This window comes from Gottfriedia acidiceleris (assembly GCF_050457485.1).
Taxonomy (GTDB): domain Bacteria; phylum Bacillota; class Bacilli; order Bacillales; family Bacillaceae_G; genus Gottfriedia; species Gottfriedia acidiceleris_D.
Map to the genome: position 1 here is coordinate 45,544 of NZ_JBCMJM010000013.1, position 24,973 is coordinate 70,516.

General features: G+C 30.3%; 23 protein-coding genes and 1 pseudogene. 18 read left to right on the forward strand and 6 right to left on the reverse strand.

Annotation, left to right across the window (positions count from 1 at the left end):
• Window positions 1-115: 115 nt before the first annotated feature.
• From thyA to ABEY15_RS14310, 4 genes and pseudogenes are all read left to right on the forward strand, one after another.
• Window positions 116-412 (forward strand): annotated as a pseudogene (gene thyA, locus ABEY15_RS14295) (thymidylate synthase); the annotation flags it as partial.
• The gene (locus tag ABEY15_RS14300) at window positions 409-891 is read left to right on the forward strand and encodes a dihydrofolate reductase (protein ID WP_429890818.1); all 483 of its coding nucleotides are present in this window, start codon (window positions 409-411) and stop codon (window positions 889-891) included. The pseudogene thyA and the gene ABEY15_RS14300, both read left to right, overlap by 4 nt.
• A gap of 110 nt (window positions 892-1,001) precedes the next feature.
• Window positions 1,002-1,658 carry an FMN-dependent NADH-azoreductase gene (locus ABEY15_RS14305; RefSeq protein WP_429890819.1) on the forward strand — a complete coding sequence of 219 codons (657 nt, stop codon included), beginning with the start codon at window positions 1,002-1,004 and terminating at the stop codon, window positions 1,656-1,658.
• Between the two features lie 146 nt (window positions 1,659-1,804).
• The gene (locus tag ABEY15_RS14310) at window positions 1,805-2,509 is read left to right on the forward strand and encodes a lysophospholipid acyltransferase family protein (RefSeq protein ID WP_429890820.1); all 705 of its coding nucleotides are present in this window, start codon (window positions 1,805-1,807) and stop codon (window positions 2,507-2,509) included.
• Between the two features lie 38 nt (window positions 2,510-2,547).
• Here ABEY15_RS14310 and trhA read toward each other — a convergent pair whose 3' ends face one another.
• The gene (gene trhA, locus ABEY15_RS14315; protein WP_429890821.1) at window positions 2,548-3,174 is read right to left on the reverse strand and encodes a PAQR family membrane homeostasis protein TrhA; all 627 of its coding nucleotides are present in this window, start codon (window positions 3,172-3,174) and stop codon (window positions 2,548-2,550) included.
• A gap of 205 nt (window positions 3,175-3,379) precedes the next feature.
• Here trhA and iadA point away from each other — a divergent pair, with 205 nt between their 5' ends.
• From iadA to ABEY15_RS14335, 4 genes are all read left to right on the forward strand, one after another.
• On the forward strand, window positions 3,380-4,546 hold the full coding sequence (iadA, locus tag ABEY15_RS14320; protein WP_429890822.1) for a beta-aspartyl-peptidase: 1,167 nt from the start codon (window positions 3,380-3,382) through the stop codon (window positions 4,544-4,546).
• A gap of 284 nt (window positions 4,547-4,830) precedes the next feature.
• Entirely contained in the window at window positions 4,831-5,871 is a 1,041-nt protein-coding gene (locus tag ABEY15_RS14325; RefSeq protein ID WP_429890823.1) for a BMP family lipoprotein, read from the forward strand.
• Window positions 5,872-6,036: 165 nt separating this feature from the next.
• Window positions 6,037-6,222, forward strand: a complete 186-nt coding sequence (locus ABEY15_RS14330; RefSeq protein WP_025672166.1) for a twin-arginine translocase TatA/TatE family subunit — start codon at window positions 6,037-6,039, stop codon at window positions 6,220-6,222.
• A 245-nt stretch (window positions 6,223-6,467) separates the two neighbouring features.
• Window positions 6,468-7,310, forward strand: a complete 843-nt coding sequence (locus tag ABEY15_RS14335) for a DegV family protein (RefSeq protein ID WP_429890825.1) — start codon at window positions 6,468-6,470, stop codon at window positions 7,308-7,310.
• 45 nt (window positions 7,311-7,355) lie between these two features.
• Here ABEY15_RS14335 and ABEY15_RS14340 read toward each other — a convergent pair whose 3' ends face one another.
• On the reverse strand, window positions 7,356-8,309 hold the full coding sequence (locus ABEY15_RS14340; RefSeq protein ID WP_429890826.1) for an MBL fold metallo-hydrolase: 954 nt from the start codon (window positions 8,307-8,309) through the stop codon (window positions 7,356-7,358).
• A 170-nt stretch (window positions 8,310-8,479) separates the two neighbouring features.
• Between ABEY15_RS14340 and ABEY15_RS14345 the strand changes: the two genes are divergently transcribed.
• Window positions 8,480-9,064, forward strand: coding sequence for an SCO family protein (locus ABEY15_RS14345; RefSeq protein WP_429890827.1), 585 nt, complete (start codon window positions 8,480-8,482; stop codon window positions 9,062-9,064).
• A 162-nt stretch (window positions 9,065-9,226) separates the two neighbouring features.
• Here ABEY15_RS14345 and ABEY15_RS14350 read toward each other — a convergent pair whose 3' ends face one another.
• Window positions 9,227-9,712 (reverse strand): Hsp20/alpha crystallin family protein, encoded by a 486-nt coding sequence (locus tag ABEY15_RS14350; protein ID WP_176526069.1) that lies wholly within the window; start codon window positions 9,710-9,712, stop codon window positions 9,227-9,229.
• A gap of 156 nt (window positions 9,713-9,868) precedes the next feature.
• On the opposite strand from ABEY15_RS14350, the gene ABEY15_RS14355 reads away from it, so the two are divergent.
• The 4 genes from ABEY15_RS14355 to ABEY15_RS14370 all read left to right on the forward strand — a co-directional run bounded on the left by ABEY15_RS14355 (window position 9,869) and on the right by ABEY15_RS14370 (window position 15,462).
• Entirely contained in the window at window positions 9,869-10,354 is a 486-nt protein-coding gene (locus ABEY15_RS14355; RefSeq protein WP_429890828.1) for an N-acetyltransferase family protein, read from the forward strand.
• Between the two features lie 331 nt (window positions 10,355-10,685).
• Window positions 10,686-12,599 (forward strand): hypothetical protein, encoded by a 1,914-nt coding sequence (locus ABEY15_RS14360; protein WP_429890830.1) that lies wholly within the window; start codon window positions 10,686-10,688, stop codon window positions 12,597-12,599.
• Window positions 12,589-14,460: a hypothetical protein gene (locus ABEY15_RS14365; RefSeq protein ID WP_429890831.1), complete on the forward strand. Its 1,872-nt coding sequence runs from the start codon at window positions 12,589-12,591 to the stop codon at window positions 14,458-14,460. Before ABEY15_RS14360 ends, ABEY15_RS14365 begins: the two co-directional genes overlap by 11 nt.
• A gap of 444 nt (window positions 14,461-14,904) precedes the next feature.
• On the forward strand, window positions 14,905-15,462 hold the full coding sequence (locus tag ABEY15_RS14370) for a hypothetical protein (protein WP_429890833.1): 558 nt from the start codon (window positions 14,905-14,907) through the stop codon (window positions 15,460-15,462).
• A gap of 43 nt (window positions 15,463-15,505) precedes the next feature.
• Here ABEY15_RS14370 and ABEY15_RS14375 read toward each other — a convergent pair whose 3' ends face one another.
• Entirely contained in the window at window positions 15,506-15,697 is a 192-nt protein-coding gene (locus tag ABEY15_RS14375; protein ID WP_056466342.1) for a hypothetical protein, read from the reverse strand.
• Window positions 15,698-15,874: 177 nt separating this feature from the next.
• A complete protein-coding gene (locus tag ABEY15_RS14380; RefSeq protein WP_429890834.1) occupies window positions 15,875-16,339 on the reverse strand; it encodes a MerR family transcriptional regulator in 465 nt (154 codons plus the stop codon).
• Window positions 16,340-16,843: 504 nt separating this feature from the next.
• On the opposite strand from ABEY15_RS14380, the gene ABEY15_RS14385 reads away from it, so the two are divergent.
• Entirely contained in the window at window positions 16,844-18,184 is a 1,341-nt protein-coding gene (locus tag ABEY15_RS14385) for a hemolysin family protein (protein ID WP_429890835.1), read from the forward strand.
• A 63-nt stretch (window positions 18,185-18,247) separates the two neighbouring features.
• Here ABEY15_RS14385 and ABEY15_RS14390 read toward each other — a convergent pair whose 3' ends face one another.
• Entirely contained in the window at window positions 18,248-18,637 is a 390-nt protein-coding gene (locus ABEY15_RS14390) for a YueI family protein (protein ID WP_429890836.1), read from the reverse strand.
• 309 nt (window positions 18,638-18,946) lie between these two features.
• On the opposite strand from ABEY15_RS14390, the gene ABEY15_RS14395 reads away from it, so the two are divergent.
• From ABEY15_RS14395 to ABEY15_RS14410, 4 genes are all read left to right on the forward strand, one after another.
• Window positions 18,947-20,050, forward strand: coding sequence for a histidine kinase N-terminal domain-containing protein (locus ABEY15_RS14395; RefSeq protein WP_429890837.1), 1,104 nt, complete (start codon window positions 18,947-18,949; stop codon window positions 20,048-20,050).
• 446 nt (window positions 20,051-20,496) lie between these two features.
• A complete protein-coding gene (locus ABEY15_RS14400; protein WP_429890838.1) occupies window positions 20,497-20,952 on the forward strand; it encodes a helix-turn-helix domain-containing protein in 456 nt (151 codons plus the stop codon).
• A 189-nt stretch (window positions 20,953-21,141) separates the two neighbouring features.
• Window positions 21,142-23,688 carry a DUF2339 domain-containing protein gene (locus ABEY15_RS14405; protein ID WP_429890839.1) on the forward strand — a complete coding sequence of 849 codons (2,547 nt, stop codon included), beginning with the start codon at window positions 21,142-21,144 and terminating at the stop codon, window positions 23,686-23,688.
• Window positions 23,663-24,928 (forward strand): hypothetical protein, encoded by a 1,266-nt coding sequence (locus ABEY15_RS14410; protein ID WP_429890840.1) that lies wholly within the window; start codon window positions 23,663-23,665, stop codon window positions 24,926-24,928. The genes ABEY15_RS14405 and ABEY15_RS14410 overlap by 26 nt, the downstream gene beginning before the upstream one ends.
• The last annotated feature ends 45 nt before the right edge of the window (window positions 24,929-24,973 follow it).

Below are 24,973 nucleotides of genomic sequence, written 5' to 3' on the forward strand. Positions count from 1 at the left end.
GAAATGCAAGGGACCTTATGTGAGTGAGGTCGTGATATAGTCTCATCTGCATGGTGACATGTAGCAGTTCTTTTTAAGAACGGGCCAAGCGTAACGAACTTGGTTGAAGATTTTGTCAGCTGACATTTTTTTAGGAGTTCCATTTAATATCGCATCTTATGCACTATTAACAATGATGATTGCTCAAGTATGTGATTTAGAATTAGGAGATTTTGTACATACATTTGGTGATGCACATATCTATACAAATCATCTTGAACAAATAAATTTACAACTATCAAGAGAGCCACATAAATTACCAAAAATGAAGTTAAATACTGAAATTAAAAACATTTTTGATTTTAAATATGAGGATTTTACATTAGAAGATTATGAGAGCCATCCTGCGATCAAAGGGGTAGTAAGTGTATGATTGCTGCATTAGTTGCAATGTCAGAAAACAATGTAATCGGCTTAAATAATAAGATGCCTTGGCATCTTCCACAAGAGCTTGCTTATTTTAAGAAAGTAACTACTGGATATACAATTATTATGGGAAGAAAAACCTTTGATTCGATTGGTAGACCACTTCCAAACCGAGAAAATATCGTTGTGACAAGACAAAAGGATTTTCAAGCAGAAGGTGTTACAGTCATTAATGACGTTATAAGTTATGTTGAAGAAAATAAAAATAAAGATTTATTTATTATTGGTGGGGCTGAAATTTTTAATTTAACATTCCCATACTTAGATACACTTTATATTACTGAAATTGAACATAACTTTGAAGGCGACACTTTTTTCCCGAATTTTTCAAAGGAAGAATGGAGTGTTAAATCTGTATCTGATGTACAAGTCGATGAAAAATCAAAAATTAAATTTAGATATTTTGTTTATGAAAAAAAGTGTTGACATCTTGAATTAGAGATATTATTATGAGGTTAAGGGATTTGATTATCCCTTGATTTTTTAAAAAAAATCTCGAATTAAAGATAAACGAAACTGAGAGGAAGATGTTTAAGATGAAAAAATTACTTTATATTACTGCAAATCCAAATGCAATTGAAAATTCATTTGGTCTATCTGTAGGGGAAGCATTTATTAATGAATACAAAAAAGCAAATCCAGAAAATGAAGTTGTTCATTTTGATTTATTTAAAGAAAATGTTCCTATGTTAGATGGAAATGTATTTGAAGCATGGGGCAAATTAGGAAACGGTACTACTTTTGAAGAATTAAGCGCTGATCAACAAGCTACTTTAGCTGCTATGAATCGTAACTTAGAAATTTTCACTCAAGCTGATGAGTATGTATTTGTTACACCATTCTGGAACTTTAGTTTCCCATCAGTTGTAAAAAACTTTATTGATAATATCTCAATTGCTGGTAAAACATTTAAATATACTGAAAATGGTCCAGTTGGTTTACTTGAGAATAAAAAAGCATTACACATCCAAGCAAGCGGTGGCGTATATTCGGATGGTCCTGCAGCTGGAATTAACTTCTCTAGCCCATACTTAACAAGTATCTTAAACTTTGTAGGTGTTACTGATGTAACTACATTATTCGTAGAAGGTATGGCTGCAATGCCAGATAAAGCACAAGAAATTAAAGCGAATGCAATTGAAAAAGCTAAAGTTCTTGCAGCAGAATTCAGTGGAGCAAAAGTTTCGAACTAAAGATTCACTATATTAAGGAATCGGCAAATAAAAGCCGATTCTTTTTTTTGATTCTTGTTTTATTAAATAATCAGGATGGATAATACTTTTCAAGTGGTTGGGCATTTTGTATAATAATTAACATACTCAATTATCGGAGGATTAATATGTTTCGCACAATATTTGCTGCAACACGCATTGTAGTTGGTGTAATTGAAGCAAAGCTAAAATTATCATCAGTAAAAAAAATACCAAAAGATTTACCTGTACATGAGCAAGACCGTAGAATGCACCAATTTCCTGATTATTTCGGGAAAATGATGATTGGCTGTACTGGTAGTAAAGTAAAGGTTGAAGGGATCGAAAATATTCCTAGAGACGAAGGAGTCCTATTTGTAAGTAATCATCAAAGTAATTTTGATATTCCACTATTATTAGGATATTTAAATAAGCCTATTGGATTCATTGCAAAAATCGAATTAAAAAAACTGCCGATTGTACCAGACTGGATGGAACAAATGCATAGTGTATTTATGGACAGAAGTGATCGAAGACAATCACTTAAAGCTATAAAAGAAGGCGTTGATAAACTTAAAAATGGCCATTCATTAGTTATTTTTCCAGAAGGTACTAGAAGTAAAGGTAGCCAAATGGGTGAATTTAAATCAGGGAGCCTACATTTAGCAACCAAATCAGGGGTTCCAGTTATTCCTGTAAGAATTGAAGGGACTTATAATATTTTAGAAGCAAATGGTAATCGAATTAAACCAGCAAATGTTACACTTAAAGTATTTCCACCAATTTATCCTGAACAAATTGGAATAACAGATGCCAAAGAATTAACTAACTATATTAAAGAGATTATTGAATAATAAAACTAAAAGCGCTCATTTAAAATGTAGCGCTTTTTTTAAACAACGAATTTAAATATACAAAAATACATAGATGCACTACCTAATAATACAAATAAATGCCAAATTGCATGACTATATGGCCAGCGTTTGACTAGAAAAAAGATAGTTCCAATCGAATAAAATAGCCCTCCTAATAATAAGTAGAAAAATCCTATTCCAGATAGTCCTACATAAATAGGTTTAATTGCAAACATCATTAACCAACCCATTATTAAATAAACAATGGTTGAAAATAATTCAAACCTATTAACATATATAAATTTAAAGATTACACCTGAAACTGCCAAGCCCCAAATAATTGTTAATAAGGACCAGCCAATCCTCCCCCTTAAAATTACGAGTAAAAATGGAGTATAAGTTCCAGCGATTAATAAATAAATTGCCGAGTGATCTAAAATTGTAAATAGCCTAATTAGCTTTGGGTCTCTAACGCTATGAAGTAATGTTGAGCAAATATAAAGTAGCAACATAGACAAACCAAAGACTGTAAAGGAAATTAAATGCCAGGGTGTCCCTTTATGCATAGCCTTACTAATTAAATAATATAGTGCTGGGATACTAAGTATTGCACCAATCCCATGAGTAATAGCATTTGCTAATTCTTCTTTCATTGCTCTACTCATAAAAATGCCTCCTATTTAATTGAATCATTTTCATCTATGGGAGTATTATGAACAAATCTAGAGATTTAATGTTTTCAATAATTAATAGCTGTATGTATATTTTGATAAATCATTTTAAACGGTTACAAAAAAGCAAGAATGATTCATAAAACAGACAGATATGGTAATCTGAATTTAAACAAGATTATTCTAAATGGAGGTATATATGTTACTCATAAAAAATGGTGAAATCTTTACTCCAAAGTCAATAGGTAAAAATGATATTTTAATTTCGAATGAAAAAATTGAGTATGTCCATGAAGAAATTGACATTACCTCATCTTCAGTTCCTTTACAAATATTTGATGCATCTGCCTACTATATTGTGCCTGGCTTCATTGATGCTCATGTGCATCTTATTGGTGGTGGAGGTGAAGGTGGCTTTAAAACAAGAACACCAGAATTATTGTTGTCTGATTGTATTAAAGGAGGAATCACCACCGTAGTAGGAGTAATTGGTACAGATGGAACAACAAGAACAATGGCCAGTCTACTAGCTAAATGTAGAGCATTAGAAGAAGAGGGAATTACTTCATTTGTCTATACGGGCTCGTACCAAACACCTGTCAAAACGTTATTTTCTAAAATAGAGGAAGACATCATCCTAATTGATAAGATCATCGGTGTAGGAGAAATAGCAATTTCGGACCATCGATCATCTCAACCGACAAAGGAAGAATTTGCAAGAATAGCTGCACAAGCTCGAAATGGTGGCTTGCTTTCAGGAAAGTCCGGCGTTGTAAATGTACATATTGGAGATAGTAAAAAAATGTTATCAATGATCGAGGAGATTGTTGAAGAAACCGAATTACCAATTACTCAATTTTACCCAACACATATTAACCGCAATAGCTATTTATTTGAAGCAGGAATTAACTTTGCTAAAAAAGGAGGGTTTGTTGACTTTACAACTAGCTCAATCCCACACTTTTTGAATAATGGTGAAGTGAAATGTAGTGTAGGATTGAAAAGAATGCTGAATTCAGGTGTTAACATTGAACAAATCACGTTTACATCTGATGGACAAGGTAGTCTACCAGATTTTGATGAAAACGGTATACTCCGAGGCATGAAGGTTGGAAGAGTAAGTAGTTTATATAACGAAGTAAAAGACGCAATTTTAAATGAAGGCATAAAGATTGAAGATGCAATTAGCGTAATCACTAAAAACCCAGCCAAAATATTGAAATTACAAAAAGGACTAATCAAAAAAGGACACGATGCAGATTTAGTGTTCCTAAATAAATCCACGCTAGAAATCGAAGCAGTTATTTCAAAAGGAAAAATTATGATGCAAGATAAAGAAGTATTAGTAAAAGGTACATTTGAATGAATAAAGTCTAAAAAGTAGCAGGAATTACTAATTATTCCTGCTTATCTGATTAGAAAGCGAGCATCATGTAGTGGAAATCAACAACACTTACCTTCTTTTACGAAAATTTTATAATTAAATAATAAGAATGTTTTCAGCAACATGAAAGCAGGAAGTATATACTTCCTGCTTTAAAAATTTCAGATCCAAAAACCCTCATTTTCCTAATCCCTCTACTTTCAACGAATAAAACAATAATCGAAAATTCATACTAGAAATAATTGTATTCGAATGAGGTGAATGATTTGTATATAAAAAAGACTGCATTAATCTTAATGTCGATAATTGCAGTCGTCATTTCGGCTTGCAGTAATAATCAAGAGTCTAGTATTACTTTCAAAATCGGGATTGTCTCAAATTCAAATGGTAAAAATAATAGTTATTTAAACTCAATTGCTATGAAAGGTATTACTAAATTTGCAAAAGAGGAAAATTTAAAAAAAGATAAGAATTATAAATACATTACAACAAGTAGTAAAAAAGGTTTTGAAAAGAAAATAACTAAAATGGCTGATGCAAATTATGATTTGATTATTGGAATAGGTAATGATTTATCTTCTGTATTGAATAAAGTTGCAGAAAACAATAAAAGTACTAAATTTGGTGTGATTGATTCAAGAGTTGACCAACCAAATGTAATTAGTATTAATTTTACTGAACAAGACGGAAGTTTTTTAGCAGGTGTAATAGCAGCAATGAAAACAAAAACAAAAAAAATTGGATTTATCGGTGGAGACGATAATGAAATTATTAACAGATATAAGTATGGATTTATTTCTGGAGTTAAATCAGTAAATAAAGACATTGAAGTTCTAACAGCGTATTCAAATACCTTTAATGACTCTAAAATAGGTTCAAGAATAGCAAATGATTTTTTTATGAAAGACGTTGATATAATTTTTCCTGTAGCGGGTTTAACAAGTAAAGGCGTATTCACTGCTGCAAAAAAGATTAGGAGATCAAATCAAAGAGAAGTATGGGTAATAGGAGCTGACCGTAATGAGTATAAACACGGTTTACCTGAAAACGTAACTCTTATCTCCCTTGTGAAAAAAATAGATCAGGCAGTATATGATTTAGCTAAACAAACAAAATCGAATGAATTTCATGGTGGTAAAACGTTAATTTATGGTTTAAATGAAGATGGTATAAAATTAATACTGGCGGATAATAATGTTGAGGACCAAATTTTAGTAAAGGTTAATGAATATAAGGATAAAATTCAAAGTGGTGCCTTAGTAGTACCTAGTAATAAAGAAGAGTATTTACAGTTTAAAGAAAAATAATAAATCGATCTGATAACATTATTATGTAAACTAAAACTAAACAAGTTATTAAAATTTATTAAAATTCCTTGAAATTATTTGACGAATGAACAAATTTTTGACAATATTACTATATAAGGAAAGTTTGGTACTTACTTATTAATAGTGGATGGAAGTTGGGGGAAAATAATGGCTAACATAGGCTTTCCAGGTTTAATTTTAATTTTAATTTTAGCATTAATTATATTTGGACCAAAAAAATTACCTGAAATCGGAAGAGCATTTGGTGATACACTTAGAGAATTTAAGCGTTCTACACAAGGGTTAACTAATGATCTTTTAGAAGACAAAGACGAAAAGAACGGCAAATAAATCAGTAAAAGACTCGGTATAAGTACCGAGTTTTTTTTGTAAATTCTCGATCTATCCATTTTAATTAAAAGCCTCATCTTGTCCCTCCTATAACTTAAAACTCCACCTCTTGTCAATATGATTTTTAAACAATTATTGAAATTTTAATGGAACTTTAATATTTACTGTTAACTTATAGTAAAAATGATATAATGAATTTGCTTTGCAAATTTTGTAGAATTTTAGAGAAGAAAGATGTGAATTGATTGGCAAACATTAAGATTGTAACTGACTCAACGGCCGACTTATTAAAAGAAGAAATTGAAAATTTAAATATAACAGTCATTCCTTTAACAATTCAAATAAATGGTGGAACATATTTAGATGGGGTTAATATATCTCCAAAGCAATTTATTGATGAAATGCAACAATCAGTTGAATTGCCAAAGACATCTCAACCAGCTGTAGGAACATTTGTGGAAACATTTGAAAAATTGACAGCCGATGGAAGTAAAGTCATTTCAATTCACTTATCTAGCGGTTTAAGTGGTACTTATTCAACCGCATGTGCAGCTGCAGGGATGGTTGAAGGTGATGTAACAGTAATCGATTCAGCTTTTATTACAAGAGCAATGGCTTTTCAAGTCATCGAGGCAGCACAAATGGCTGAAGAGGGATCCACAGTTGAAGACATAGTTAACCGACTTACGGAAATTAAAAATAGTACGTATTTATATATCATGGTAGATACGCTTGAAAACTTAGTTAAAGGTGGAAGAATTGGAAAGGGTAAAGCCTTCATTGGGTCATTACTAAATATTAAACCGATTGCATCACTTGAAGGGGGAGTTTATTCTCCAGTTGGTAAAGTGCGTAGCCATCAGCAAGTTGTAAAGACTTTTACTAAATATTTTGAACAAGACACAGCTGGAAAAACGATAAAAGGTGTAGGAATTGCACATGCAGATGCTACTGAGCTTGCAGAGAATCTTAGAAAATCAATACAACAGCTAACGAACCTTGAATTAGATGAAACTGATTATACAACTCCAGTAATTAGTACACATACAGGAAAAGGTGCTATAGGGTTCGTTTTTTATGCTGAATAGATTTTATATTCAACATTTCATTTTTTAACATAAGAAAGAAGAAGCTTAATAAATAATAGCTTCTTCTTTTTTATTTCCAACGATTGATGGGTGAATTGTTTCACCAAGTAAAGAAATTTTAAGCTTTTCGGGTTTTATTTTTTTCCTTTTCCATTCAGAACATAATCGCTCTAGAGCCTCTAAAGGAGTATCATCTGCAAGTTTAAATGTTCCGTAATGCATTGGGATAAATAACTTTGCGTTTAAATCTAAAAACGCTTGAACAGCTTCTTCAGGCGACATATGGTTGTGTTTCATAAACCATTCAGGTTCATATGCTCCGATTGGAATAATAGCTGTATCAATTTTAAATCTTTTACCGATTTCTTTGAATCCTGAAAAATAAGCACTGTCTCCAACGTGATATATACAGTCATTGGACGTTTTGAATACAAATCCACCCCAATGCGACTTATTTCTATCAAATAAAGTTCTCTTCGTCCAGTGCTGAGAAGGTACAAATGAAATATTGATCCCTAAAAAGTCTTTTGACTCCCACCATTTCATTTCATGGACATTGTTATAGCCTTTACTAACAAATTTTTGTTTCAAGCCGATTGGTAAAATAAATCGTGTTTTTTTAGGGAAATGTCGCAATGTATTAAAATCTAGATGATCATAGTGACCATGAGAAATACAAATTATGTCAATTGGAGGTAATTCTGATATAAGTACTCCTGGTTTTGACAATCGTTTTTTTAAAGCCATCTGATTAGCATAAACAGGGTCAGTTAATATATTGACTCCTTTTATTTGAATTAAAAAAGTAGAGTGTCCAATCCAAGTAATTGTTGTTTTATCACGATTTTCCTTTAAATAGGAGATTTTTTTATGACTACATTGTTGAATTACACTACTATAATCCTTTTTTGTCTTACTTCTTTCTATACCGCATTTGATAAAATCTTTAAAAGTTTTACGATAATTCGTGTCTAAATTTTCATATTTTTTATTTGCCATTATCAGTCATCCTTTCAAGATTCTTTATCAATATGTTTAGTTTAACTTTACTTTGTAAAAGTATCATTTGAAAAATTTAAAATATATATGTCAATTAGTTTAAATTATTAGAAAGAAACTATCTGTTTTTGATACAATGGACAAGTACAATGCAACTTAGGGGGAAAAGTATGAAGAGAAATACGGTATTTGTGACATTAATAATGATTTTATGTCTTGCATTATTAAGTGGCTGTGGAAACAAAATTGATAATCCTTTAAATTGGGATTTAGAAAAATTTACATACACTAACCAGGACGGTAAGACTTTTGGGACAAAAGATTTAAAAGGAAAAGTCTGGTTAACAGATTTTATATTTACAAGTTGTGAAACAGTTTGTCCGCCAATGACAGCAAATATGGCAAAAATTCAACAAAAGGCTGCAGAGAAGAAGTTAAATGTAGACTTCATCTCATTTAGCATTGATCCTGAAGTTGATACGCCACAATTATTAACTACATTCGCAAATAAATTTAATGCTGATTTTAATAATTGGAATTTCTTAACGGGCTATTCTCAAAAACAGATTGAAAAATTTGCATCTGAAAATTTTAAAACGATTGTTAAAAAACCTGAAAACAATTCACAAGTTATCCATGGCACTAAATTTTATTTAATTGATCAAAACGGAAAAATCGTTAAAGATTATAGTGGTGTAAGTAATGTGCCATTTGATGAGATTTTATCTGATATTGAAACTTTGACAGGGAAATAAAGTTGCGTTTTGATTAAAAGAGTTTCTATTTATTTAATAAAAAACTGAGTTTCTAAAAGATACTCAGTTTTTTTATTTGAATTTAGTTAATTGTGCTGACTATTAAAACATCGACCTTCATCGGATTAGCTTTAAGATGTCGTTAAAATGCAATGTTACTTTTTAGTCTAAAAAGATTTGTTTTTGGTATTCAGGTAATTTTGTACCTTTTATGACAAGCATACCGTTTTCGTATGATGCAGTTGCTGTTGTTGCATTAATTGGGTAAGGTAATTTTACTACTCTTTGGGATTGGCTATAAGAATATTTTTTATAGGAGTAATTTGATTGATCGTTTTGTACTTCAGTAGTCGTATCAGTTTTTAAGCCAATTGTTAAGATTGTACCTTCAAGGTCCATATAAATTTGTTCTTTACTTACACCTGGCATACTTGCCTGAATGATTAATTCCTCGCCGTTTTCAATAATCTCTACACCAATTGAAGAAAAAACTCCATGTTTATGAAAGAATTTATCAATTTCATCAAAAAGACCTCTAATAGGCGACTGATCTATTAGATCATCCACCTTTTTTAAATAATGTTGAAGATCAATAGATGAATGACTTTGTTTTTCATCTTGAGCGTTGTTTTTTTCTTTTTCACTCATATTCATACCTCCTATCATTCCGACTAACGCAGTATATGTAAGGAGCCTAAACACTGTGCATGTTTAGATGTAAAGATTTTTTTATTCGAATTGTTGAAAATCAATTTTTGTCATGTACAATGGATGGAAAGATAAAACGTGAGATGAGGAAGTTGAATGGAAATACTGTTTGCAACAAAAGAAGATATACTAGAAATTGTAACAATTTATAATGATGCAATTCTAAATACTACAGCAACATTTGATATGAAAATAAAAACAGAAGAAGAAATGCAAAAATGGTTTGCCAACCATAATGAGCTTTACCCTGTAATTGTTTCTAAAGAAAATGGTAAAGTAACTGGGTATTGTTCACTTACACAGTTTAAGGAGAAAGATGCATATAAACATACGGTTGAACTATCTGTATATATTCATCCTGATCATCGTCGAAAAGGACTAGCGAAGGCTTTAATGACTGAGATGATTGAAACTGCCAAAAAATTAGGTCACTTTACAATTATTTCTTGTATTACTAGCGGAAATGAAGTGAGCGAAAGATTACATGAGAAATTAGGATATAAAAAGGTAGGTCATTTTTATAAAGTGGGCCAGAAATTTAATCAATGGCTGGATATTGTATATTATCAATTAATGCTATAACCCAAATACAAAACTTTAAATGAATATAGGCACTAAGAAACACTCAATTTTACCTTGGTGTTAGCTTGTAGATAAAGTACTAAATGCTTGAATATCAAACTGATTAAAAGCGCTAGTTTCTCGAGGTTCTAAGACTGGAGAGGAGCGGAGTTACCTTAGACGGTAAGGGCACTCAGATAGGAGAAGTAACGAAGAAAACGAGCGTTTGGCGGGTTGTTTAACACTCAGGTTTACCTGGGTGTTTTTATTTGTAAAAAGGCCGTATTATTCATAATTTCTATACTATGAACGTAAAATGTAGGAGAAATGTCGGAAAGTGGGGGAAATGACTTTGAAATTAAAACGCGCATTGACCCAGAAATTAGCAAAAAAAATTCACAACTTTTTATTCCTTGGAAAAATTGTTACGGAAAGAGTAGTGGACCAAGAAAAGCAGAGCTTACTTTTCTATGAAGATGAAGATCATATTCGTTTTTATGTGGAGTGCTTATCTCCAATTCCATCAAAGTTAAAAGCTAGTTTTTCAACTCAAGATGTTTTGTTTGTAGGGACAACTGCAAATAAAAATAATGAAAGTAAAATAAAACCACTAATTAAAAGTAAGAAAAAAGATGACATAATTGAAGGATTAAAAAAGTTTTTTGATTCTAAATTAGTCATGTTTCGTCTTGAATACGCAAATGAGGTAGTCACAGCAGATCTAGTTGAGTTTTTTGATGGGAAAAGGGACACTTCCTATCATCTTCTGCCTGTCATTGAACTTAGGGGAGAGGGTAAGCGTGAAGAGGTTGAAAACAGACTTATAAAAGGTTCTTTGCCAATTCATCTACCAAAATATTTTAATGACTTTGATCAACCTGAATTTGTCTTTTATGAAAATAGACTATATGGCAATTTGTTTTTAAAATCGATGATGAATGATATTAGTTATTTAGAAAAGCAAAATGAAGTTACATTTCAAGATTATGATGAAGATGAACTTAAAAAGTCCTTTATTCATTTAAATCATTTAATTTATTTTATTCCCGAAAAACAGTGGGAAGAGTTGTGTAAAAACTATAAAAAAGAATGCAAAGAACTTATTTATACGCAAGATTTTACTGAGAAACAAGCTTTTCCAATTGAATGGAGTAATGATACTGAAAATGCTTTTATTGAACGATTTTACCAAAATTGTTTGCAGCAAGGCTTGTTATATGAAAAAAAAGATATTATTAATTTTCATATATGTTGTAAATTTCAGGCTCTAACAATCTTAGGTGGTGTAAGTGGAACTGGTAAATCTCAATTAGCACGTATATATGGTGAAACCTTAGGGCTTGAATTTGGTAAGGAGTTATTATTTGTTCCAATTTCTCCATCTTATCGTGAACATTATGATTTATTAGGTTATTTAAATCCGACCACTGGTATTTATATAGACTCTGAGACGGGATTAACGAAATTACTTATTGAGGCTGAACAATTTCCACACAGGATGTATATGGTGATCTTTGATGAAATGAATCTTTCTCAAATTGAACATTGGTTTAGTAAATTTCTATCAATTTTAGAAATGCCACAGGATAAGAGAGTGATTACTCTATTCCATGATCATAACGTAGTCATCAATCAATATTACAAGCCTAAAGTAAGAATAGGTAATAATATTATTTTTGTTGGAACAGTTAACTTTGATGAAACTTCAAGTGAGTTTTCTTTAAGACTGTTAGATCGTGTAAATATAATCTCACTTAGATCAACTTCTTTCGTAAATTATGCAGAAAAGATGAATAATGAAAATATTTATGAAACTGTACCACAAATATATATTAATGCAGAAAACTATAGTAATTGGACAAAGAAAACTTTAAGTGCATCTGAGCTTTCAAGTGATGAATTAAAGTTTTTTGATGAGTTTAATAAAATAGTTGAACAGTCACTAAGTGAGCGAATAATCTCTCCACGTATGATTAAAGATTTATCGAATTATTTAGCTAACATACCTACTCTTCCTTCCCATATTCAATTCGAACGAAAAGAAGCGATCGATCTCTTTGTTAAGCAACGCGTATTAACTAAAGTTAGGGGATTATTTGCTAATTTAGAAGAATTAATTGGTACAGGTGAAGGGAACGAGCAGGAAGGACTACTAAATATGGTTATGAAATCTAATTTAGGTAGATTAATTTCTGACTTTGAGTATTCGATTAAAGAATTGAAAAAGAAAAGAAAGCAGCTGGAGATTGATGGATATGTCAACTAATAATAGTCCAGAAATTTTTGAGCCACTTTATCTCCCATTTACGATTGCAATTCTTGTCGGAACTAGGGGGAAAGAGGAAAAAATATCTCTTGATGCACTTACAATGAACCCAAAAGAGGCTTACTTATTTGCCTATGAAATACAGGAATTAAAAAGATTTTTATTTCAAGTCGATGGTGAGTTTGACGGTAAAATTACATTCGTTTGGAATAATCTTTATCATTTTCAACAAGAAAACCTGGATGATCAGCAGTTTATTTTTACATCTGAAAAAAGAAAAATATTAATATATGAACATGGTAAAACCGAGAATGCTTATCCTTGGAGATGCGGATATTATGAATTTTGTATTATTTATCAAGAACAACAATTTTATGGAATGATAAAAATAGTACCGAAAAATTTAGATTATGATCAATTAGAGTGGATGCATTCAACATTAAATCAACAAATAAATGGGATAATGAATGACTCACAATACTTTAAAAAATCTTCCGCTTCATTTACTCAAAATGGAACTATGTATTTTTGGCCAATTATTCGATTTATCGAGTCAAATGAAGAGAGACTATTAGTTGCAATTCAGCAGTTTATAAGTAAATTGAAGCGGAAACAAAAAAAGGAATATGAATTAAAAAGGCAGGTCAAAAAATTAGATTTTAATACAATTAGATGGACTTTATTGCATCCAGCCATTTCAAATGCAACTAATTTAACAATGCAACCAGTTGTTCAGGAAGAAAATTATATCGATGAGATAAAATATGCTAAACATAAAGTTCGTAAATTTTTACTTACAATTGAAACATTATTAACCTTTGTAAAATATGAATTAGTAAAAGACAAAAATAAAATGGATCAAATCGATTTTCAAGTGAAGGATATAGAAAAAATGATGCAAAATGTAGTTGGGAATGGCTCAATTACTGATCGAGAAAAAGCTAAATATAGACAATCAAAAATGTTAAAAGAGCTAGAATTAGAAAAATTAACTAAAAGTGTTTCAGAAAAAGAACGCATTACAAATTCTTTGGAGAAACTTTATGAAGTCTATTTTAGAGAATATACAATTGGAATTTTTCGTATAGTGACGGATACTGATACTTCAAAATATCCAACTAGTCCATCGAAAGTATTTTTAAATTTTATTCATTCCTTAAGCCTGTTTGATAAAAAGGTAAAAGAATATGGAAAAAAACAAATGCTTTTACCAGTTTATAAGCCAACTTTTTTACTTTATGAATACTTTGTCTTTTTCTCGTTATGTGATATTTTCTTAAAGTTAAAATTTAAAAATGATTCCGAACCATTAGCTGAACAGATTTTAATGCATATAAAAGACGATGAGTTAATGGATGGAGCATTTGTGTCTCTTGAAAATAAAAGTTGGATAATTAATTTAGTTTATAACGAAATTATCGAGGGAAGTCCACAAGTATCACTGTTAAAAGGAACAAATTTTTTTAGTGGTGAAGAGTCGAAAAAACCGGATATAAGATTAGATTTTTATCGAAAAAAAAATAAAGAATACGTTGCTTCGATCATTTTTGAAATTAAATATAGTCCAATGTTTAATATTTATCAACCAGTAGGGAATACAAAGGCAATGGAACAAATGTATAAATACTGGGGACTTAAGTATGTTGAACGTGTTAATGGAAAAATGACATATGTGCGAAAACCGATTAACGAAGTGATTTGTTTATATCCGGGTAGTAATGTTCATCGTAAAGTTCTTGAAGCGGGTTGTGGTACTTATATTCAGTTTTATCCTAAGAAAAAGGGCGAGGATTTATATGAACTAATAGGCGAAAGAGAGTTAGTAGAGATCATAAATAGAACATTTGATGAACTTAAATAATCAAAAATGAACTTTACAGTACCATTGCAATTGAAACTAAGTTTAGTAAGTCAACCAAACAAAATTTATGTGCCCTTTACCAATCGATGGCATAGGGCATAATTTTTTAATTTGAAGATGTTTTTTGACATTTTGATACATTGTTTATATTATAAATTTCGAAATAATATTTCGGTTGAAAACTCACAATATCGTATTAATCTATACTAGAAAACTAATTATGAGATAATTTTGATTTCACAAATTATACATAATTAGTTATGTAAGCGTTGCCAAAAGCTAAATTTTACCATACAATAGAGCCATATATAAACAGGCCAATTAAATATTTATTAACAAAATAACTAAATAGAATTAAAGAAACAATATTAAAATTTGGTATAAACGTTGTTTTATAGACGTAAGATAAGAATATTTATATAGGAATTTTAGGGGTGAGTGAGAGTGTTTCGTGTTATTCATACAAAAGAAGAGAATAATTTATTTAACGAGCTTTGGGGAGATTTTTGTGAAGAAAACGAAATACCTTTCTTAGTAAGAAGTAATGAAGTTACTCGTTATGGAATTTGTAATTCGGATAAAAAGTTAATTGGTACCCTCGAGTTTAGTAAATATAATATTGAAAATGAGGATAAAAATAAATATTATTATAATTTTTCCGAAAACAAATATATTAAATATATTCAAAATGAAAAAATCTATGAAATTGGTAAATTATTAATAACAAGGGAAAATAGAGGGAAAGGATTTTTTAAACAAATTTTACTTGCGTGTTATGATCATGCCAATCATTCTAACGCTGATTGGTATATTGGTACAATAAATAAAAGACTATATATGTTTGCTAGAAGTGCAGGATTTAAAATTTTACCGATTGATGAATATTTTGAAATAAGTGATGATATTATTGCTGTACCATTTTTGTTGGATATAAAGCATGCTATTAAGTTATTAAAATATTCAAATGAATTTAAAGAAATATTAATGTATTATGATAAGTAATTACGAAAAACTCAGGAATAACCTGAGTTTTTCAATTTGCATACTATTCTTGTTCAAGAATACCTGCTGCCTGATTCGTTTGATTATAAGCTGTTTGACAAGCTTGAAGTGCTTGTTCGATTCTTTCATGGTTTTGGGGTTTTTCAACGGTTTCTAATGCAGATTGAAGACATTCAATTGCGTGTTTAAGTTCAGTAGTTGCATCCTGAGTATATTGTCGCGCATTTTTTTGCATGGAAATTCCTCCTTTCATACAAATTTATTTTTGACCAACATTCATTTTAGTATGTAAAAAAACGTAGAAGAATTTTCTTCTACGTTTTTAAATGCACGCCAAACCATTGCATTCTTCATTACTTCGCTTGGCATTGTTCTAATGTTCAGTTCAACATTTAAACATGTCGTTAGATTTTTAAACTCGGAATATCGATAAAATTGCAAATCGTTTTTTCGGTTTAAATGTAATAATCTTTTTCTGATCCTCTAAATCCGCTTTTAATAAGGTCACTTGTTCATTTAATTGTTCTACTTCATTTTCTAGTTTAACAACTACTTTCTTTAAATCTTCAATTTCACAGCGATGTTCCAAAATTTGTACTGAAACGACTTCATTTGCTTTTGTTTCAACTTTTTCTTCAAGTTTAATTAATTTTTGAGTTAATTCTTTTATAATGTCAATATGATCAGTGTCATTTTGTTTTGGTTCAATCGTTTGCATCGAAGCTTCATAAATTTCTTTAATTTGTTCGATTTGATCCTCGGTAAATAAATATCCGTTATGAGTTTTCTCTACTTTTAAATTTCCTTTTTTTAAAAAAAATAATACTTTTTTATTTGTTAATTGCAGTTGTTCTGCCACTTGAGAAGTTGTATACATACGCTATTCCTCCTCCAAATAATTTATATATTAAAAATTCTTTATTAAACTGCACATTCCTTTGAGGTTGACAAAACTAGTGTTGACTCGGCAAAAGTTCTTAAAATACTTCGAATAAATAGGTTCTAAACTTTCAAAATGACTGAAAATGTAAACTTAATTACTTTTGTATTGATTTTTATCGAAAATCGGTTTTTTACGGTGTTTTTAGCAAAATATTCTACTGATTTTAGAATATAAAGTAGATAAATAGCATATAATGCAAGACACTGATTGGAGAAGGAAAATAGAAATAAGGTAAAGAATGGTAATAAGAGAGAAGGTGTATTGAGTTTAAAACACGAAATGCAAAAGCTTTTCTATAATCATTTCGTCCTGATTTAAGAATGCCTAAATAAAAAAATTTTGATAACAAATTATTTAACTGAATATACTAAGATAAGCCTAATATAAAAATATTAATTATGAAGATGGCCTTCACTTCCAATTGGAGGGATGACTCAATTGTTTGGAATTGGTACTAAGTTATTATTAGTTGTTGTATTAATTGCATTTACTGCCTTTTTTGTTGCATCAGAATTTGCAATCGTAAAAATTAGAAGTTCTAGAATTGATCAGTTAATTGGCGAGGGGAATAAAAAAGCAAGAGCTGTAAAAAGAGTAATAACACATCTCGATGAATATCTTTCAGCCTGTCAACTAGGTATAACTGTTACGAGTTTAGGTTTAGGTTGGTTAGGTGAACCAGCTGTAGATGAATTATTGCATCCATTACTTGACGATTTGCATTTACCTACTGCAGTAAGCGGCACGATTTCTTTTTTACTAGCCTTTGGAATTATTACATTTATTCATGTGGTAGTTGGTGAATTAGCACCTAAAACAATCGCTATTCAAAAGGCTGAACAGATTACATTAACGTTTTCTCCAGCTTTGATTCTTTTTTACAAAATTACTTATCCGTTCATTTGGTTGTTTAATAATTCAGCAAGGATGGTCTTAAAAATATTTGGACTTCCTCCTGCTTCAGAACATGAAGTTGCTCATTCAGAGGAGGAATTAAGAATTCTACTTTCTGAAAGCTATAAAAGTGGCGAAATAAATCAATCTGAATTTAAGTATGTGAACAATATATTTGATTTCAATATGCGAGTAGCAAAAGAAATAATGGTTCCTCGAACGGAAATGGTTGCAATTGACTTACGTGAAGCCTTTCATGAGAATATTCACTTTATGAGTACAGAAAAATATACGCGTTTTCCTGTTGTAGATGGAGATAAGGACCATGTCGTTGGTTTAATAAATTTTAAAGATGTTTTTACTGATTTTGTTCTTCATAAAGGGGAAGCAGAGGTAAAAACACTCGAACAATATATTAGACCAATCATTCAAGTTATTGAATCAATATCAGTTCATGATTTACTTGTTAAAATGCAAAGAGAACATATACATATGTCGATATTAGTTGATGAATACGGAGGTACATCGGGCTTAGTAACAGTTGAAGATATTTTAGAAGAAATTGTTGGGGAAATTCGAGATGAGTTTGATGTTGATGAGAAAGAGGATATAAGTAAAGTAAGCGAAAATAAATTCATCATTGCAGGTAAAGTTTTAATTAGTGAAATTAATGATGTTTTTAGCTTAGACATTGATGATACAGATGTTGATACAATTGGTGGATGGATTTTAACTGAAAATTTTGATGTGCAAGAAGGAGATTCGATTAAATATGATAACTGTTCATTTAAAGTCCTTAAGTTAGACGGACATTATATAAAATCAATTGAATTAACACGGGAACTTCTTAAAAAACCTGAACTTGAAGAAGAAAGCGCAACTTAAATTGTCATAACAATTGAGCTGCGCTTTTATCCACATCATTAAAAATTTCACATACCGAATTAATTAAAAATTAGTAGATTTGTAAAGCTCATCTTTAATAAATATTTCATTTTTATCAATTGCGTCATTATGCGTAACGACAAGCCCGATTGGAGTAGGGACGGGTAAATTATTGACTAGTGAAAAGGGAATATTTTTTTTCTTTGCCATTAAAAGATATTTTGAAATTGTATTATAAGGTAGTGTACCATTTAATAATAAAGTAACATTTTTCATTTTGATTGATTTTTCAACGATTGGATAAATTGAGTTTGCCATGACTTGACTTGTAGTTAACGCAATTTCAATTCGTTCGCGAATTGTTCCTAAAAAAATATTTCGTTCTTCAACTTTTATTTGCTTTTCGCCATAGATACCTTTAATTAAATAATCTTCAACTTTATTTCCTGCCATCGAAATACCTACCTTCAGTTTATAAATTTAATTGTATCTAACTTTATTCTATTCTACACACCATATTATTGACATTTTTGTATACTTTTAGTTTTATTATTACTAGAACTAATGATAATCGTAAAAGTCAAGTGCTGAATGAAATAAAAGAAATATTCATAATTTAATTTACATTTTAACAGAATATTGTAAAAAATATTACTTTGTCGTAATAAATTCGACAAATTTTTATTTTTTTACTTAACGAATATTTAAAAATTTGTTACTATTTAATTAATAGATTTTTTATTGGAGGTGTTCCTTATTGATATGTCAATAGAGAGTAGGTATAGCACTTTCATACAGGAAAGTATGCCTACATTAACAAAGAATTGGGTCGCTCAAGCGGTAATTAGCGATAATGATCCATTTAAAACCGAGATTATCATTAATGGAACTAAATTGATTGACTTTACATTATTATTTATTGAGGGCAAAATAAATGAGGATCAAGTCAAAGAGTTGGCACATAAAATAGCCCTTGAACGAGCTAAAGCAAGTGCTAACATCGGAGATTTTGTGTATAATTCAAATATAGCTAGAAGTGAACTTTTTAAACATTTGTCCGAATTTGAAGAAAGTATTAGTCTACTTCAGCCGCTCATTAATAAAATTAACTACGTTTTTGACCAGTTTATTTATTTTACAGTTAAAGAGTATTCTTATCTCATTACACAAGATATAGAAGAAAAAAAACAGTTCATTGACGAGACTCACAAAGAGAGGCTTACAATCCTAGGACAAATGTCTGCTAGTTTTGTTCATGAATTTAGAAATCCACTAACTTCAATTATTGGATTTGTAAAATTACTTAAAGGAGATCATCCTCAATTAAAGTATTTAGACATCATAGATCATGAATTGCATCAATTAAATTTTAGAATTGATCAATTTCTTCATGTTTCGAAAAAGGATCATGACCAAAGGGTGGAATCCTTTTTAATTAATGATTTATTTAAAGAAATCACAGAATTCTTATATCCGAGTATTGTAAATTCGAATGTCATTTTACAAGAAGGAATATCTCAAAAAATATACATACCAGGTTTCAGAAATGAACTTCGTCAAGTTTTACTTAATATATTAATGAATTCAATCGATGCATTGGCTGAAAACGACGGGCAAAAAACGATTCATTATCAAGTTTCAGATTTAGAAGATAAGATTGAAATTCAAATAAGAAATAATGGACCTAAAATTAGTGAAGAAAGCATACGGACAATTTTTGAACCATTTGTTACGACAAAAAATCATGGTACTGGAATTGGCTTATTTGTATGTAAACAAATCATTGAAAAACATGATGGGAAAATTAAATGTTTTTCTGATGACGAATGGACAGCATTTTACATAACGTTGCCAAAAGAGGCATAAAAAAACTCGGATAATAAGTCCGAGTTTTTTTATTTTGTATTATGGAGTTGTATATTGTTAGGTTGTTTACGAGGATAATTTGAAATCCTATGGAAAAGGTAAAATTCCCCCAAATTACAGAAGTCGATATAAACTGTATAATTAACTTAACCTATTGTTGAATCTGATAAGGGTTTTGGTGAATAAGGAAAGTATAATTCGAACATTAAAAAGTAAAGAAACGCTAGATAATTATCTTTAAAGGATCTTCGAAAAAGAAGGTCCTTTTCTTAAAAAACTACTCATGATGTTTAAGACTGTATTCTTAAAAATTTACAAAAATAAATCAACTCATTTATTTGCAAACTGTTTCATAAAGTGTAATATTACACTAAAAGTTAGTGGGAGTAATTTTTTGAACTAAAACACATCATCGCTTTAAATCTTTTCATTAGGAAGTGATTAATATGAATAAAGATAAACTAATCGAACTCATCTCAAAAAATGTAAGATTGATTCGTCTAGAAAAAGGGTATTCGCAAGAAAAAATGGCAACTGTTCTAGGAATTTCCAAAAAAACTCTCGTTCAAATTGAAAAAGAACGAACATCATTAGGATGGACAAATACAGTTGCTGTCTGTGCTTTGTTCAAGGATAGTATGATTTTAAAGAATTTTTTTGGTGATGAACCGTTTGAGGTTATTGAAACACTGGCACACGATGAAATGTATACTCCAAAATTTAAAACACTTGGAGGGAAACTGTTTTGGCATGAAGTTGAGAAAAAAGGCATTTATCGTGTTCAACAAAATGTAATTAGTCAACATTATCGTATTTTAGATGATTCAGACTATCGATGGTATAGTTCGTTTGATCAAGAAGATGTAATGAATCGCCTTTCCGAATTAGCAAACAGTCAATAGAGGCCATGGTATTTGATCAATGAAACATCATCTAAAGTTGTTATCTCAATTATTTTGGTTTTAACAGTATTTAAGTGTTATCACGATACTAAAAGTGAAATAGTATATACCGGAAGTGTTATTTAAAAAGTAATATTTTGTATTCTTTTTATAATTTATATAATCTTCGAAAACAAGGGAGAGGAAATGATGGATGATTTTAAAGATAGGCTAATTTTCTTGAAAGATAGTCAGAACGAGTTGATGAAGGAGTATCAGACCTTAATTGAGCAGTATGAATCAAATGATTTGATTCATGAAAATCAAACTTTACGTAATTATTACGAAGAGTTTAAGCTTCAATTGTCTCAATTACAGGAAAAGTATGATCAAATATCAGAAGAGAATGTTAAATTACGAAATTCATTGATGGAGCAAATCCTTGATGAGAAACTCAATATTATTAAAGTATCTCGGAAGAAATTAGAAACTTATTTTGAAGGAAGAATAAAAGAACATAATAACCGCTTAGATGCCTTTGAATTCGATGCAAAACAAAAAATCAGGCGTCTATTTGAAAGGGCTTCCATTGAATTAGAGGTAGAAAAAGATGAATTTAGAGCGAAGCTTAAGCAAATTTCCTCAGAATTAGATCGAAAAATTATATTGCATCGTGAACAAAGAGCAGAAGAAGAGAAAACCTTAATCGGAAATGTCAAAAATGGTTTAGACCAATTTTCTTCAGAAGAAGTAAACGAAGAAATTATTCAGAAACGAATAAAACAAAATCAAATCGAGATGAAAATCGGTTTGAATTGGATCAATAAACTTGGAATTCTTCTAATTATATTAGGTGTAGGGGCTGCATTTAAATATTCATATTCCACTTGGTTTAACGGCTATATGAAAGGGAGTATATTTTTCCTGCTTGGGGCAGTAATGCTGGCAGGTGGTGAAGTGTTTTTCCGAAAGCAAAAACAGACGTTTGCCCTAGGACTTTTAGGAGGAGGAATTTCGGTCTTGTATGGATCGATTTTTTATAGTTATTTTTTATTACATATAATTGACATTTATGTAGGATTGTCTTTATCTATTTTAGTTTCCTTAACCGCAGTACTGTTATCATTAAGATATCATTCAAGGACTATTTGTTCACTCGGACTAGTAGGAGGTTATCTTCCATTATTTTCATATATGTGGGCTTTCGGCCTCCACGGAAATGCTGTATACACAGCGATGGGTTATCTATTCCTATTAAATCTTTGCATATTGTTAGTTTCATTCAGAAAACGTTGGACGATTGTAAATTACATTAGTTTTTTATTTAACACACCTTCTTTAGCTGCATTAATTTGGTTAGCTAATAATGAATCGATTAGCATATTATACTCAATCATTACATTCTTAATGTATCTCGGTATCACTTTACTGTATCCATTTAAATACAAATCAAAGCTAACTAGACTTGACGTTGTATTATTGTCTTTAAACACAGTAACTAGTTGCGGTTTATTATACTTCTTATTTGACAAAGCGGGATTAAAGGACTTAAGAGGCATATTAGCACTTATTTTTAGTCTTGTGTATATTGGATTGGGAAAAATCATCGAGAAAGTCTTGAAAAAAGAAAAACAAACGATGTTGTTATTTTATGCGACATCACTAACATTTGCGATCTTAATGATTCCGTTCCAGTTTGGAATCCAGTGGTTATCTATAGGATGGCTTATTGAGGGGATTCTGTTAAGCGTTTATGGAAGCATTTATAAATTCAAGCAACTAACTAGAGCTGGTTGGGGCATTTTCCTTCTTTGTATTGGATCATTTTTTGTTATTGATATCGGTATGAATGTGTTCCTAGATAATACCAATGATTATTTTGATTTTAAATATAGTGCGATTATAATTGGTATGTCGATTCTTACTTTATTTTATGCGATACGACAAAATCGAAGTGATGTACCACTTTTCTCTCGACCAATCGAGTTAAAAATAATTACTTGGTTTAAATATTTTACGCTAGTTAATATATGGTTTTATTTAATGTATGAGATTGACAATGTATATAGCAATAATGTATCCGATCAATTTACACATTATTCTTTTTATCATGGGTTACTGCAAGCATTTATTACGATTGTATTTGCATATATTCTAACTAAAATTAAAGTCCTTTATGACTCTATTGTGAAGTATTATTGTTTATTTCTATACGTGATTGGGTATTTAATTTGTATTTATGTAACGATTCAATTCCCGGCATTGAAGGAAGATTTTTCAAAAAATACATTTGTCGAATATATTGCCTTAGTTATATTGATTGGTGTTAATATTTTCGTGTTTTTCAGCAGTCGTGACTTCTTAATTGCATATATTCGTAGACAATTTAAAAGTAGTGAATTGTATCCTTTAATTTTAGGAATCTACTTAATAGGAATCCTTACAGTCTTCATAAATATACAGCTTCAATTAAATAAGGTGGGATTAGCAATCAGTTTATTATATTTATTGCTAGCAATTTCTTATATTTTGTATGGCTTCCGTAAGCGATATATGTATATTAGAAGATTAGGTCTAGGACTAACTCTTGTATCAACAGGAAAGTTAATCTTTTTTGATTTATCTTTTCTATCTTCGGGAAGTAAGATCATCGCATATTTCAGTTTCGGAATTGTGCTTATTGGCGTGTCATTTATTTATCAAAGAGTTTCATTGAGACTGGAGGAGCAACATGGTCAAGTTGATTCGAAAAATTAGTATAATTGCTAGTATTTCTTCCTTGGTTTATATGTTACCGGTCTTTACAGTTATCCATGCAAAGGATAAAAGTAAGGATTGGCATTTTTCTAAGTCAATTGATTTACCAGATAATAGTAAATACCAAGCATTTTTTTTGGATGAAGAAGTATATGCTGGGGCAGATGAGAATTTAAATGACCTAAGAATTGTAAACAGCAAGGGGCAGTTTGTTCCATTTTATATAGAAAGTGGCTATAAAGAATCACAAGAGCAAAACATAGTCTATTCTTCAACCTTAGTGAATACGGCAAAGAAAGATCAAAATACGATCTTGGATTTTCGTATCACACCAATAAAAGAAAATGAGGATATTCAAGGAGATACGCTACTGATCGATTTACCGAATATAGATTTTTTAAAGCATGTAGAAGTTTATGGAAGTTATGATGGTAATCAGTGGGAGTATATTAAGAAAAATGACCTATACCGGACTGATCGATTAGAAAATAAAATGATTAATTTTGGCACTGTCCATAAATATAGTTTTTATCGAGTAAAAGTGCTAGATAATGTTGAAAATCTAATTTTTAAACAGCTACATTTAGTTCATAAAACTTACGATATTAAATGGAATGATTATAAGAAAACTAGTAAGCCCACATTTAATATTAAAGAGGATTCTAAGCTGACGGATATTACGATCCAGAATAAAAATAGACTTAAAATCAAGACAATAACGTTTGACGTTGATAATAATTTTACTCGTGCATATTCTGTATATGACCCGAAGGATAATGAAATTCAAGTTGATGGTAAAAACGAGATTTATCATATTAATTTTAAAAACGTTCAAATTAACAATACAACGATCACAGCAGTAACCCCAATTACACAGCCATATTTTACAATAAAAATTAATAACGATGACAATCCACCACTGAATATAAAGGGAATAAAGGTCGAATATTTTTTGGATAAGATTATATTTGAGGACCAGGGTACTGGGCCATACAAGTTGCTTTATGGAAACGAACATGTAGAAGCACCAAAGTATGATATTGAGAACTTCAAACAGTATATTCAAAAAGAAAATTTAGCGTTAGGGAAATTAAAAGGACAAATGATTGTCTCGCCTATCCTAGAGTCTCAAAAACCTCGGTGGTTTCAAACGAAAATTTGGTTTAATGCTATTATTATTACGGTGTCACTAGTACTTATTGTTTTTCTTACTATAAAAATAAGCAGACCAAAAAAATAAAATGATTTATTAAAAAAATAACTTTAGAACGACTATTATAGGTCG